This window comes from Wolbachia endosymbiont (group A) of Melitta haemorrhoidalis (genome assembly GCF_964273365.1).
GTDB classification, from domain to species: domain Bacteria; phylum Pseudomonadota; class Alphaproteobacteria; order Rickettsiales; family Anaplasmataceae; genus Wolbachia; species Wolbachia pipientis.
The window spans coordinates 820011-833084 of sequence record NZ_OZ187004.1; the positions used below are offsets into that span (position 1 = coordinate 820011).

The window sequence follows — 13074 nt, forward strand, 5'->3', positions numbered from 1 at the left end:
AAGCCAAACAGACTTTTATTTAATTAACTTTTAGGGGGAAATATGAAAACAGTAAAACTTGATAACCCAATAACAGTAGAAGGAATTGAGGTTTCAGAATTAACTTTTAGACCAGTCAAAGTAAGAGACTGCCTAACAATGGAACGTGCCGGTAGTAGTGATTTTGAAAAAGAAGTTGGATTAATAGCAAACCTAGCATCTGTGACGAAGGAAACAATTTTAGAGTTATATTTTGCAGACTACATAAAAATACAGGAAGCGTTGAAGGATTTTTTTCCATCGGTTACACAAAGGACTTAAGGCTAAATGTGTTAATGCTCGGTTCTGTCGTAGGTGGCGGGATTGAGCATATTCTTGAAATGGAAATAGACGAATTTATTTTATGGGCCAAAGCTGCGAAATGTCAACATTATCAGTAAAAATAGGTGCAATACTAGATGGTAGCTTTAATAGCGCAATGGCAGGAAGTAGTGCTCAACTTTCCCGTCTTGGGGGTACAATAAGACAACTTGATGCATCGATGAAATCTGTATCCAAGTTTAAGGAATTTGTAAAAGACAAGATTTGATCTGACAGACAAGAATTAACTGACAGAAGAATTGAGGTAGTCAAAACTAATATCAGGCTCTTGTGTAATGCTACTAATATTTTTCTGAAAAGCAATATATTTGCTATCAAGAAAAGTTTGCATAGGCGTTTTGCCATAGCAATATTTACCCGAGTGAGGTCTTGTCTCATTATAAGAACGCAACCAATGATCAACATCAATCTGTAGATCTTCCAAAGAACTGTAGATTTTCTTTCTAAAGATGATATTGTAACACTCATCTTGCATGGTTCTATGAAACCTTTCACATATGCCATTAGTCTGTGGAGAGTTGGCTTTAGTTCTAGAATGATCGATGTTTTCTATGCCCAAATAAAGCTGATAAGCGTGATTTTCGGGCTTGCCACAATACTCCGTACCCCTATCAGTTAAAATGCGTAATAATGGAATTTTCTGCTCATCAAAAAATGGAATAACTCTATCGTTGAGAAGATCTGCAGCTGTAATAGCTGTTCTGTCCGTGTAAAGTTTAACCATTGCAACTCTGGAATAAGTATCAACAAAAGTTTGCTGATAAATGCGCCCTATACCTTTGATATTGCCCACATAATAGGTATCTTGAGAACCCAAATAACCTGGATGTTGCGTCTCAATTTCACCATGAGCTTCCCTTTGTTCTTTCACTTTTTCTAAAGCTGCAAGTTGTTCTTCAGTTAAAATGATTCCGTCTTGAGCTACTTTTGTCTCTAGTGCTTTAAGTCTCTTTTTGAGAGTTTCAAGGTCATTTCTTAGCCATACAGACCTTACTCCTCCCTGAGAAATTATTATACCTCTTTTTCTCAGTTCATTTGCAGCTCTTTCTTGCCCATATGCTGGAAATTCTGTTGCTATACTAATCACTGCTCTTTCTATATCGTCGGAAACTCTGTTTGCTAATAGCGGTTTTTTCTTACTTATTTCATGTAATGCTTCCTCTCCTCCATTTTCATATAACTCCTTAAAGCGATAAAATGTATCTCTTGAGTATCCCATCACTTTGCATGCTTGAGACACATTTCCTAGTTGTTTTGCTAGTTCTAATAATCCTAGCTTTGGTTTTAATATTTTTGTCTGTATTGTACTCATATCTAACACTCCTTTATTTTTATTATTTTTAACTTACTTTTTTAAAGTGTCAGGTCAAGTCTTATTTAATACACTTTTATTTTCAATAAAATTATTGTCCTATGCTCTTTTGATGTTTATTGATAATAAAATTCTGTTTTATCAACCAACATCCTATGCATAATTACAGCTAATTTTCTTGCTACTGCTACAATTGCTTTTTTCATTCCTTTTTTCTTCGCAACCCCAGTTTTTTAATTTAAATGTCCTCTTGGTAACTGTAAGCATTGTTTGTGCAGCTTCATATAACATACTTCTACATTCCGCTGGTCCCATCTTTGATATGCTGCCATGCCGATCAACTTCTCCAGAAGAATATTGCCTTGGTGTCAACCCTATATATGCTCCAACTGTATCAGATTTCTCAAACCTATGTGGGTTATCAATTGCAGCTTTATACGTCATTGCTACTATAATCCCCACTCCTGGAACAGTAGTTAACAATTTACAATCATCGTCTTTTTCACCTTGTTCTGAAAGCATTTTGTCAAGCTTTCTTAATGACTTTTCTATTGCTTCCAAACTACAAACTAACGCTTCAATTGAACTCCTACTGATTTCATCCAAATTATTTATTGCCTCTTGTATTCTTAAAGCGAAAGTTTCAAATTTTGATCCTTTACCGACCATGTATCTTCAACAACCCTCTTATTGTTCCAATAACCTGCTGTTTGCTACACATTAGCTGTCTTCTGCTTCCAAGCGCTATTTTAATTTGACAACTGATTTTACTAACACTTCTCATCATCTGCGCTATACCCCTCGCATCGTTTTTATCATTCTTATTGATTCTTGCAGACAACGCTGCTGCCATATGCCTTGCATCTACACAAATTACTGGTAATCCAAAACTCCTTAACTCTTTGCACATTGATATTGACAACTATCCACTTTCTATTCCTATGGGTTCGTATTTTTTGCCTTGGCTAATCTGCTATTGCCTTACTTTCGCTTGCAACAACTTCTTCCTTAACAACTTTTCCTTTCTCATCAACGATACTTATAAAAGTTTCTTTTAATGAGATCGCTATAATATTTCATGACCTACTGTAAAAGTTTAAATTATTTTTGAAGAACCAATTCATTGAATTTGTTACTTCGTGCTAAAATAATGGAGTATGTCTCTCCATCATTCAATAGCAATTACAGTATGTTTAGCTATAATTTGAAAAACAAAAATTCGTCATTCCGCTACTAGTTAGCGGGATCTAGAGGTACCGCGGCGGCATGACGTAGGATTGCTGTCATCCCGCTGCTTGTTAGTGGCTAAGAGATACTGTGAATAAATCACGGTATGACGGTTAAGTATCCCGCTACGTGTTAGCGGCTGAGATAACGCGAATAAATCGCGGGATGACGTGTTGCTTGGGTCAGCTATAGAAGCAAAACTCATCATTTTGAAAGAGGAGGAGATTTTTCCGGACCCTCAGCAGGGATTGATTTTGGATCTGATAATTCTGTATTTACCTTGATTGGCTCTAATGGAGTTTTCTGCTCTTCCGGTTTATCATCTGGAATTGGAACAGGCCAATCCATAATGTTTTGCGGTATAACTTCTGCTTCTTTAGCTTCTTTTTGACCTGTTGAAGATGATGCATCAACTCCTGCATTTTTGGTAACTTCTTGTTTTAGTTGTTTATTTTCTTCTTGTAATTGCTTTAAATTTTTCTTTAACTCGTCAATCTCTCTTATTTTTTGTTTTAATTGTTCAGATATAGTTAGTTTGTCTCTAGTCAATTTTTTGTTTTCTTGTCTTAACCCACTAGCTGTTCTGCTTGAGTTGTTGTTTACAGCTTGTATACCTTGGTCTTGCTGCTGCATGCTTGTTCCTCTACTTTCATATTCAACTTCAGTTTGAGTTGATGTAGCTACCTGACCTTTTTCCTGCTGTAATATGTTCTGCAGTTGCTCTAGACTCTCTTTGACAGATGCCAGCTCTTCCTGTGTACACGTTAACATCCCTTCCTTTTCCTTAAGTTGATATTGAAGTTTTTCTATTTCCCTCTTCGTATTTTCTTCGCTTAGCTCATCTGCAAGTGATCTTCCAGGTTCAAGTTGTCGAATTTCCCTCTCTAAATCTTCCTTTTCTCTCTGTAATTCATTTAATTCTTTAGACAATTGGCTCGCCGTTTCAGCCAATGTATTGTTTTCCTTTTTTGTTTCCATTAACTGTTCTGCCAACTGCTTTTTATGATCATCCTTTAAACCTTCCACTATTTTCTTCAGGTCATTCTCCAAATTTGCATTCTTTTCCTTTAGTACAGTTAAATTAGCTTCACTTTGCTTCAATTTTCTCTGTAATTCTTTATTTGCCTCATTTGTTTCACCTTCCTTATCTTTCAACTGATCATTTAAGTTCTTTATTACATCATTTTTATCCTGTAGTTCTTCCTCTTGTTCCTTTATTCTTTGACCTCTTTCAAATATCGCTCGCTGTTGTTCATTGACTTTATCTCTCAAGGAGTCACGTTCTAATCTTAGATCCTCAAGCTGCTTTGCCTGCACTGCAAAATATTTAGCAAATGTTTCTTTTTCTTCCTCTAATTCCTCAACTTCATCTTTTAATCCTTCTTGCTCATACTCTTCTTCATCACCAGACATATCATCCTCAAATATTTCATCTTCATCACTAAATTCACTGCTGGTGGATATAGAACTTCTACGTGAAGAAGGTGTGCTAGGAGAGGAATACCCACTGCTGCTTGGTGTAGGTGACTGTGGTGATATATGTAGATCTTTTGTAAATATTTCCTCTGCTGGTACTTGCTGATCGTCTACACTCTTGGATATGCCAGTAAAAGCTTGATACAGAGTTTTTCCGTTGATAAAAACTTCTTTATTTTGTCCAACTAACTTTAATACTTCTTCTGAACTCGTTATTCCTCCAAATTTTGGCTCACCAATAACACTCTGTATACCACCAGAATCCAATTTTACGGTCATGCTACAGTCTATGCTGTTACCTTCAGAATCCTTAGCCTGCCAATTAATGGTCATTTCACATGAGCTTGAACCAGTAAAATCATAGTGCCTTTCGCTGCCTTTTTTGGTTGCAGTTATTTGACTATCTTTCCCTAAAGATATATTATAAACCTTACCTTCACTGCTGGTCCTTAAAATATTGCTAATTTCTATTGGTTTTTCTTCATTTTCAAATCTAATTTTGAAGTCATTATCCTTTGTTGGATACACTAAGAAATTTTGACCAGGCAGAGACGACTTAAGTTCTTTATGCATTGCGTCTATTGATTGCTCAAATTTTTGGAACTCCTTTTCCCACTTTAAATTTATCTGTCCTGTAATGTCCTCATCTTTGCGTAAAGGACCAATAAAGTACCAGATTAAATTTTCTTCCTCCAGTCTTTTGATAAAATCCTGAAGATCGTTGCAAGATTCAATGACATTTAAAGTATCATTTTTCTTTTGTTCATCTACATCTAAACTTTGACTTTCAGCTATAAATACATTTTCGTTTTCCTGTGGCATAATTTTACATTTTAAAAAATATACTATAATATTAACAGATTTCTTTAAAAAATCAACTAATTGTTGGATAAATAAACTTGAGCATTTGGCCAAAATGTTATATAGTAGTCACTTCAAGAAGTACAGTATGGACAATACCATTATAAGAAAATACGATATTAGAGGTATAGTAGGCAAAGATTTGCAGATTAATGATGGGTACGAGATAGGTAGAAAGTTTGGCCAAACCGTAGCTAGTGTTTGTGTCGGCTACGACAGCAGAATAGATTCACCAGGTATAGAAAGAGAATTAATTAGGGGCTTAACTTTATCCGGTGCAAATGTTATACGCGTTGGACTATGCTCTTCACCTATGCTTTACGCTGCAACACAAATCACACAGGCGGATCTTGGTATCATAATAACTGCCTCTCATAACCCCAGCGAATATAATGGCTTTAAATTTTTTAGTAATAAAAAAGTCTTCTCAGATCAAGAAATGAAGGAAATTATAAGCAGTCCAATTAAAAACAGCACAAGAATTGGAAGCTTAATTAACATAAATATATATAGTGAGTACATTAGCATATTGAAAAGTGCAGTGAAGAATAATACTACACAGAAATTAAAAATAGCCTGGGATTGTGGAAATAGTCCAGCAAGTGGAATTATAAGGTATATTGAAAAGATCTTGCCTGGTCATACGCACATCGTAACCAATAACTCTATAGATGGGGCATTTCCACTGCATGATCCAGATCCCATAGAGGAAAAAAATCTTGCTCAATTAATTGACATTGTGAAGGAATATGGATGTGATCTTGGCATTGCGCTAGATGGCGATAGCGATAGGGTGCGCTTAATTGATAATAAAGGCAACGTTGTTTCCAATGACCATTTATTTATAATTTTTGCACGTGAAGTGTTGGAGGAATATCCAGAAAGCAAAGTTATTGCTAACGTAAAAATGAGTATGAAAGTGCATGATTTTGTTAGCAAGTTAGGAGGGCAAGTTATCACCTGTGCTACTGGACATTCACTAGTTAAGAAGAAGATGGTAGAGGAAGAGGCAAAGTTTGCTGGTGAATTAAGCGGGCACTTCTTCTTTTCTGAGCTAAGTTTTGATGATGGGCTATATTCTGCTGTTAAAGCAGTTGACATTTTGCTTAAGAAAAACCAAAGCCTATCTCAGGTGATTGAGGATTTACCGAAGTTATATATCACTCATGAAGTGAAGATTGTAGTGAAAGATGAGAAAAAGTTTCAAATAATTGAGTCAATAAAGAAAACACTGGAGCAGCAAAATATTGTATTTTCAGATCTTGATGGTGTTAAGGTAACCGATAATAAAGGTTGGTGGCTTCTTAGGGTATCAAATACGCAAAACTGCATTACAGCAAGATGCGAAGGAGAGACTTTAGAGGGTTTTGAACTTACTAAAAAGGTTTTGTTCCATTACATTGATGAAGCAAGGTCTTTAAATTGTAGCTACTCACAGAAATAAATTTGATTTATAAAATTGGCATGAAAGTATAAAGATAAATAGGCTAAATGTACTTATCACCTGGTCAGGCTGCAGCATTATTTCGTGTAACCGTTTGCGGGTCCACTTAATTCTGCAATTCTTTGATCTCACTCATGGAGAGGCCAGTAAACTTAACAATAGTGGTGACATCAACATTATTAGCCAGCATTGTTTTTGCAACTTCAATTTTTCCTTCCTTTTTAGCATCATCAAGTTTTTGTTCAAGAACAGCCCGTTCATCACGAATACGTTTTATTTCCTGTTCGTAGGCAATAAATTCTTTCTCTGACCAGTTGAATCTATTTAGTTCTTCATATGCCTTTTTAATTATTACATCACTACCTATTATCTTTTCCAATTCTTCTTCGCTAGTTTCATCTGCATATTTAAAATAATAGATCCATTTTTCAACTATACTCTCCAATTGGTCTTCTTTAGTTTTAGGAAATTTTGGTAACTCAATAAATGTAAAATAAAAATCTTTTAAATCATGTTCATAGCTATCTTTGTCTAACATTACATGATCTGACTTATACTCAGATTTATTAGGAAAGAGAATACAATCAGCAATAGCTATAAAAATGATTTCTTTAAGACCCTGATATTGATCACCTTTATCAGCTTGCCTTGAATAAGCTTTAGCAGCGTAATATTGAGCGCGTTTTTCAAAGCCTTTAGTTTTGGCAACTTGCATTTCGACTATTACTTGCACCCCATTTTCATCCCTGCAAAGAACATCAACGATACTTTGTTTTTTAGAGGCAATTTCAGCATCTTGAATAGTGCTGAGGAATTCTATTTCTTTTATTTCATCTTTGCCAGTGAACCCCAAAATATCATTGAGAAAGTGAATGAGGATGTCTTTATTTTTTTCAGTACCAAAAATACGCCGGAACGCAACATCATTCTTGGGGTCGAGAAATTTAGAAAGAGCCATAAAAAAATTTTTAAATGTATCTTTATATTATATATTCTTATTAATAATAATTCAATAATTTGTCGTCTTTTTTGTTAACTTTACTGATGTTGTTGTAAGGAACGTTGTTGCAAAATTTTGTAAAATTTATTATCCTAAGGTTTCAAGTTCTCACAGGTTTATTGGAGCTATATGTACAATGTGTTTATCAGTGAAAATCCGGAGAAAATGATGGGGGAAAAGTTAATACATTACTTTAGCCAGGGTAAATGCGAAGGCAATGCAGAAATGAAAAATCTGCTGGGAGGAAAGGGGGCAAATTTAGCAGAAATGTGCAATGTTGGCATTCCTGTTCCACCTGGTTTCACAATTTCCACCTCTGCTTGCAAAGTCTATTATCAAGACAATAGATCTTCTGTTATCCAAGTAGCTGACTACTCGGATCCAGAAAAAAATGTGGTCACGCACTGGAATGACATATGTAGTGGAATCAAAAACTACATGGCGATGCTCGAAAATGACATCGGTTGTAAATTTGGGGATTTAAATAATCCCTTATTAGTTTCCATACGCTCTGGTAGTGTTAGTTCAATGCCGGGCATGCTTGATACTATTTTAAATGTTGGTCTAAATGATGAAACCGTTGTTGGGCTTGCAAAAAAAAGTGGCGAACGTTTTGCTTACGATAGCTACTGCCGTTTCATCATGATGTACTCCAATGTTGTACTACAGCTTGATCATCACCTATTTCAAGATGTTGTTGATAATAAGCAGCAAAAGAGTGGAGCAAAAAGCTTAGCTGATCTTGATGTTGATGTTTTAAAAGAAATTGTTAACAATTTCAAAAGGATAGTACATGAAAAAACAGGAAAACATTTTCCGCAGAACGTTGAAGAGCAATTGCTCAGCTCAGTGAATGCAGTATTTGCTTCTTGGAAAAATGATAGGGCTGTTTCCTATAGAAAAATACATAATATTCCTGAAAACCTTGGAACAGCGGTCAACGTGCAAGCAATGGTTTTTGGTAATTTAAATGATAATTCTGCAACTGGTGTGATATTTACACGAAATCCTTCAACTGGAGAAAAAAAGCTTTTTGGTGAGTTTTTGGTTAATGCTCAGGGTGAGGATGTGGTTTCTGGTGTTTATACTCCTATGCCAATTGACGGAGAGCAAAAAAACACCATGGAGAAGTTGCTGCCAAGTGTCTACCGAGAATTATGCGTGGTATGTGAAAAACTTGAAAGGCATTATAAAGACATGCAGGATATCGAATTTACTGTGCAGGACGGTAAGTTATGGATTTTGCAGACTAGGTCTGGCAAGCGCACGGCTGAAGCTGCTATTCGCATAATAGTTGATATGGTAAACAAAGGAACGATTACAAAAGAAGAAGGAATATTGAGAATTGATCCAAAAACCTTTGACAATTTATTGCATCCAGTTCTTGACGTTAAGAGTGACCAAAAAGTAATAGGGAAGGGGCTGCCGGCTTCTCCAGGGGTTGCTTCTGGATATGTAGTGTTTAGTGCAAGTGATGCTGAAAAAGCTGCAGAGCAGGGCAAAAAAGTGATTTTAGTAAGGTCAGAAACGAGTCCTGAAGATATTAATGGAATGAATGCTGCAAGTGGCATAGTAACAGCACGGGGAGGGATGACCTCGCATGCTGCTGTTGTAACCCGTGGAATGGGTAAGCCATGCATTTGCAGTGTGAGTGGACTTTATATCGATAAAGATGGAACTTTCTTTTCTGTAGGGGATACAAAAGTAAATAAAGGTGAACCAATTACCATCAACGGAGGAACAGGGGAGGTTATGCTTGGCATTCTCCCTACAATTTCACCTGAATTATCGCAAGAATTCAAAACGGTAATCAACTGGATAGATGAAATCAAAACGGTCAAAGTGAGAGCGAACGCTGATACTCCAAAAGACGCAAAAATTGCAAAAGAATTCGGTGCAGAAGGTATAGGCTTATGTCGCACAGAACATATGTTTTTCGCTAGTGATAGAATCGAATTCATTCAAAAGTTGATAATAGCTGACGATGAAAATGAAAGGGCAAATGCGCTCATTAAACTAGAAGAAATGCAAAAGTCTGATTTCAAAGAAATATTTTCTATTATGGAGGGCAGGGAAGTCACTATACGGTTGCTTGATCCACCTTTGCATGAATTTTTACCCAATGATCAGTCTACTATAGAAAAAATTGCCAAATCACTTAGTAAGTCAGTTGAGTCAGTAAAAAATAAAATAGCACAGTTATCAGAAAAGAACCCAATGCTTGGCCATCGAGGTTGTAGACTTGCTATTTCTCATCCTGAAATATATAGCATGCAGATTAGGGCAATACTTAGTGCTGCAAGTGAATTAAAGAAAGAAAAGAAGATAGAAGTGGAGCCTGAAATCATGATTCCTTTTATCATGAGCGAGAAAGAATTTATTCTGATATGCGAGCTAGCAAAGAAAGAATCCTCTGTTATCTCAGCTGGGATCCAGACGCAGATTCCAGCGTCACGCGCTGGAATGACATCAGACAAGGCTTATTCAATTGGAACGATGATAGAACTACCAAGAGCAGCACTGATTGCTGATAAATTAGCAAAACATGCAGAGTTTTTTAGTTTTGGCACTAATGATTTAACGCAAACAACCATGGGACTTTCAAGAGATGATTCAGTTAATTTCCTTGATTCTTATAAGGAAAGCAACATATTCGAAAACGACCCATTTGAAGTGCTGGACATCGAAGGGGTAGGGGAGTTAATCAAGATAGCCATTGAAAGAGGCAAAAAAACCCGAAAAGAAATAAAACTGGGTATATGTGGAGAGCATGGAGCAGATCCAAAATCTATAGAGTTTCTCATCGAATCAGGGGTAGATTATGTTTCATGCTCACCCTATAGAGTACCGATTGCAAAGTTAGTGGCAGCACAGTTTAGTGTTAGATCTAAATTTGCTAGGTAAGTATAGTGGCAGTGTTGGCTACTCATATGGTTTGAGCCCACCAGAGGGTGTCATTCCAGCGCGTGACGCTGGAATCTAGTTTTTATTATGACCTTCTGGATCCCAGTGTCTGGGCACTGGGATGACATCCTGTTACACGTTCAACTTCATTCTCTCTCATCTCCCTATAACTTGGTAATGTAGAATTTTTTACATGCAACCCGGTAGCTATTGCAACCAAAGCAGCTATAACACCACAAATCACTGCACCAGTTACAAATGGAACCATCACAGCAGCAGTAATGAATAATCCTGTAATAACAACTCCAACAACATCTTTTGTTAATGAGGTGTAAAAATTTTCCTTGCTTTTTTTATATTTAGCTTCTTTTTCATTTGGCACAGAAAATTGAGCATCTACAAAGCCGTTAGCTTTATTATCATTATTTGGTTTGGCAGTTTGCTTAGCCTCTGGTATTACAGGCGTTTTATTTTTGTTATTATGATTTGATTGGCCATTAACATTATCACTATTTGGCGTGGTAGTTTGGTTAGTCTCTGTTACTACAGGTATTTCATTGTCGTGATTGCGATTATCACCATTAGTACTAACTGGAGGCACTGTTGCTACAGGTCTACTACCAATGTTTCCATTACTGCTGCTGGGTTCTGCTCTATTTTCTTCATTAAGCTTACCTCTATTCAAGAACGCATTAACAATTTCAGTTTTACCTACCTGTATGGCCACTTGTAAAGCCTCTTTCCTGTTTGCAGGACTCACGTAACCTAAAATTAGCTCAGCTTCTTGGGCATTATCCTGAGTAATAGCAAGACATAGAGCGTTAAATTTTTCTTCTTCATAAAATTTGCCACTATCCAAAAGTACCTTAACAACGTCAGCTTGTTTTGTTATTGTAGCTATGCCCAATATAGTTCTGGAAGCAGTATCTGTAAGATGGATTACAGCATCTAAATCTGTAAACAATTTTACAACATCTAGAAATATGCCACGATCGCCGGTAATATTGGACTCTCTTACAGCATTTGCAAACGAGTCAAAAATTGCCAGATTTGTTTCTTTCCCTTGTATTAGTTGCTCGTAAAGTACTTCAGCAGTCATACCAGGGTTTATGAAGTTACTAGAATCTACTTCATTACTGTCTGCTCTATTCTCTTCCACATTAGGTGCCTCTTCTTCCTTGTTTATTGCTGCGGTTATTTGCTCTTGTTGAAGGGGTTCACACCCATTTTGGAGGAGAAAATCCTTAACGCGTGGGTTGTTATTTTCGGTTGCATGTTTTAGAAGTAGGTTCCCTAATGAATTGCCTCCTTCACATTCATCTTGAAAATTAACTTCTTTCCTTAACCTCTTTTTTAGTTCTTCCAAACTAGTAACTGTGTTATCACGTCCTGTAATTCTATCTATATCTAGATAGAAATTTCTAACATCATCATCACTATATGCCACAACTATAATGCTTATATTATATCAACTCCCTAATAATCAGTCAAGACATATTGCAGTTTCAAGCAGCATGATATATCATGATACATATTGAATATAGTTCTTAAAGCAAATGATGGAAGATTTAGCCTATAAATTAGTTAAAGTGACCGAAGCTGCGGCGCTTGCTGCATATAAACTAGCAGGCTTCGGCGATGAAAAAAAGGCTGATCAGGTTGCAGTTGATGCAATGCGTACAGTATTAAATTCAATGGAAATAAATGGTACTATCGTAATTGGTGAAGGTGAGAGAGATGAAGCGCCGATGCTATATATTGGCGAGCAGGTTGGCACTGGAAATGGTCCTGAAATCGACATCGCTGTTGACCCACTTGAGGGCACTACGATTTGTGCTCATTACAAATCAGGGGCAATGTCTGTTCTTGCTGCAACGAAAAAAGGTAATTTTTTACACGCACCTGATGTTTATATGGAAAAAATAGCAGTGGGAAAAAATCTTCCAGAGGGTGTAGTCTCACTAAAAAATAGCATTGAAAAGAATCTAGACAATTTAGCCAAGGCAAAAAAATGCAAAGTGAATGATCTCGTGGTAACTGTACTTAAACGTGAAAGGCATGGTGAATTAATAGAGAAAATCAGGAAATTAGGATCAAAAATTAAACTAATAGATGATGGTGATGTTGCGGCCATAGTTTCACTAGTAAATGGCAATCATGATATGTATATCGGTATAGGAGGAGCACCAGAGGGAGTGCTTGCGGCTGCAGCGCTAAGCTCTATCGACGGACAGATGGAGGGAAGATTAGTACTTGATACGGATCAGTTAAGAGAAAGAGCAAAAAATTTAAATATTGATGACCCAGAAAAAGTCTACGCCGTAAAAGATATGGCAAGAGGTGAATCAGTGTTCATTGCAACTGGAGTAACAAGCGGAGAACTTGTGGATGGAGTTAAATTGAATCATAATACCTATTCAACTAATTCTTTAATAATTCTGCCTAATAGGCTGATAAAGCTGCAAACAATGCAGAACTTATGTTAGCTTT

At 36.4% G+C, this 13074-nt stretch carries 11 protein-coding genes; 5 read left to right on the forward strand and 6 right to left on the reverse strand.

Annotated elements, in window-relative coordinates; all coding sequences use genetic code 11:
• Positions 1-42 precede the first annotated feature (42 nt).
• Together ACICPZ_RS04250 and ACICPZ_RS04255 are read left to right on the forward strand one after the other, a co-directional pair.
• Positions 43-300, forward strand: coding sequence for a phage tail assembly protein (locus tag ACICPZ_RS04250; protein ID WP_395462149.1), 258 nt, complete (start codon positions 43-45; stop codon positions 298-300).
• A gap of 100 nt (positions 301-400) precedes the next feature.
• Entirely contained in the window at positions 401-568 is a 168-nt protein-coding gene (locus tag ACICPZ_RS04255; protein WP_395462150.1) for a hypothetical protein, read from the forward strand.
• Positions 569-583: 15 nt separating this feature from the next.
• On the opposite strand, the gene ACICPZ_RS04260 is transcribed toward ACICPZ_RS04255, so the two are convergent.
• The 4 genes from ACICPZ_RS04260 to ACICPZ_RS04275 all read right to left on the reverse strand — a co-directional run bounded on the left by ACICPZ_RS04260 (position 584) and on the right by ACICPZ_RS04275 (position 5197).
• Positions 584-1672, reverse strand: a complete 1089-nt coding sequence (locus ACICPZ_RS04260) for an IS481-like element ISWpi2 family transposase (protein ID WP_264373697.1) — start codon at positions 1670-1672, stop codon at positions 584-586.
• Positions 1673-1825: 153 nt separating this feature from the next.
• Positions 1826-2341, reverse strand: a complete 516-nt coding sequence (locus ACICPZ_RS04265; RefSeq protein ID WP_010081946.1) for an IS110 family transposase — start codon at positions 2339-2341, stop codon at positions 1826-1828.
• On the reverse strand, positions 2331-2582 hold the full coding sequence (locus ACICPZ_RS04270; RefSeq protein ID WP_010081945.1) for a hypothetical protein: 252 nt from the start codon (positions 2580-2582) through the stop codon (positions 2331-2333). The genes ACICPZ_RS04265 and ACICPZ_RS04270 overlap by 11 nt, the downstream gene beginning before the upstream one ends.
• A 521-nt stretch (positions 2583-3103) precedes the next feature.
• Complete coding sequence (locus ACICPZ_RS04275) at positions 3104-5197, reverse strand: hypothetical protein (protein ID WP_264711391.1); 2094 nt, start codon at positions 5195-5197, stop codon at positions 3104-3106.
• Positions 5198-5324: 127 nt separating this feature from the next.
• Between ACICPZ_RS04275 and ACICPZ_RS04280 the strand changes: the two genes are divergently transcribed.
• Positions 5325-6680, forward strand: a complete 1356-nt coding sequence (locus tag ACICPZ_RS04280; protein WP_227738550.1) for a phosphomannomutase/phosphoglucomutase — start codon at positions 5325-5327, stop codon at positions 6678-6680.
• A gap of 106 nt (positions 6681-6786) precedes the next feature.
• Here ACICPZ_RS04280 and ACICPZ_RS04285 read toward each other — a convergent pair whose 3' ends face one another.
• Positions 6787-7638: an Rpn family recombination-promoting nuclease/putative transposase gene (locus ACICPZ_RS04285; RefSeq protein ID WP_015589151.1), complete on the reverse strand. Its 852-nt coding sequence runs from the start codon at positions 7636-7638 to the stop codon at positions 6787-6789.
• 210 nt (positions 7639-7848) lie between these two features.
• On the opposite strand from ACICPZ_RS04285, the gene ppdK reads away from it, so the two are divergent.
• Positions 7849-10584 carry a pyruvate, phosphate dikinase gene (ppdK, locus tag ACICPZ_RS04290; protein WP_395462161.1) on the forward strand — a complete coding sequence of 912 codons (2736 nt, stop codon included), beginning with the start codon at positions 7849-7851 and terminating at the stop codon, positions 10582-10584.
• A gap of 85 nt (positions 10585-10669) precedes the next feature.
• On the opposite strand, the gene ACICPZ_RS04295 is transcribed toward ppdK, so the two are convergent.
• Positions 10670-12031, reverse strand: a complete 1362-nt coding sequence (locus tag ACICPZ_RS04295; RefSeq protein ID WP_264373991.1) for an ankyrin repeat domain-containing protein — start codon at positions 12029-12031, stop codon at positions 10670-10672.
• Positions 12032-12143: 112 nt separating this feature from the next.
• Here ACICPZ_RS04295 and glpX point away from each other — a divergent pair, with 112 nt between their 5' ends.
• Positions 12144-13070, forward strand: a complete 927-nt coding sequence (glpX, locus tag ACICPZ_RS04300) for a class II fructose-bisphosphatase (protein ID WP_264374058.1) — start codon at positions 12144-12146, stop codon at positions 13068-13070.
• Positions 13071-13074: the final 4 nt, after the last annotated feature.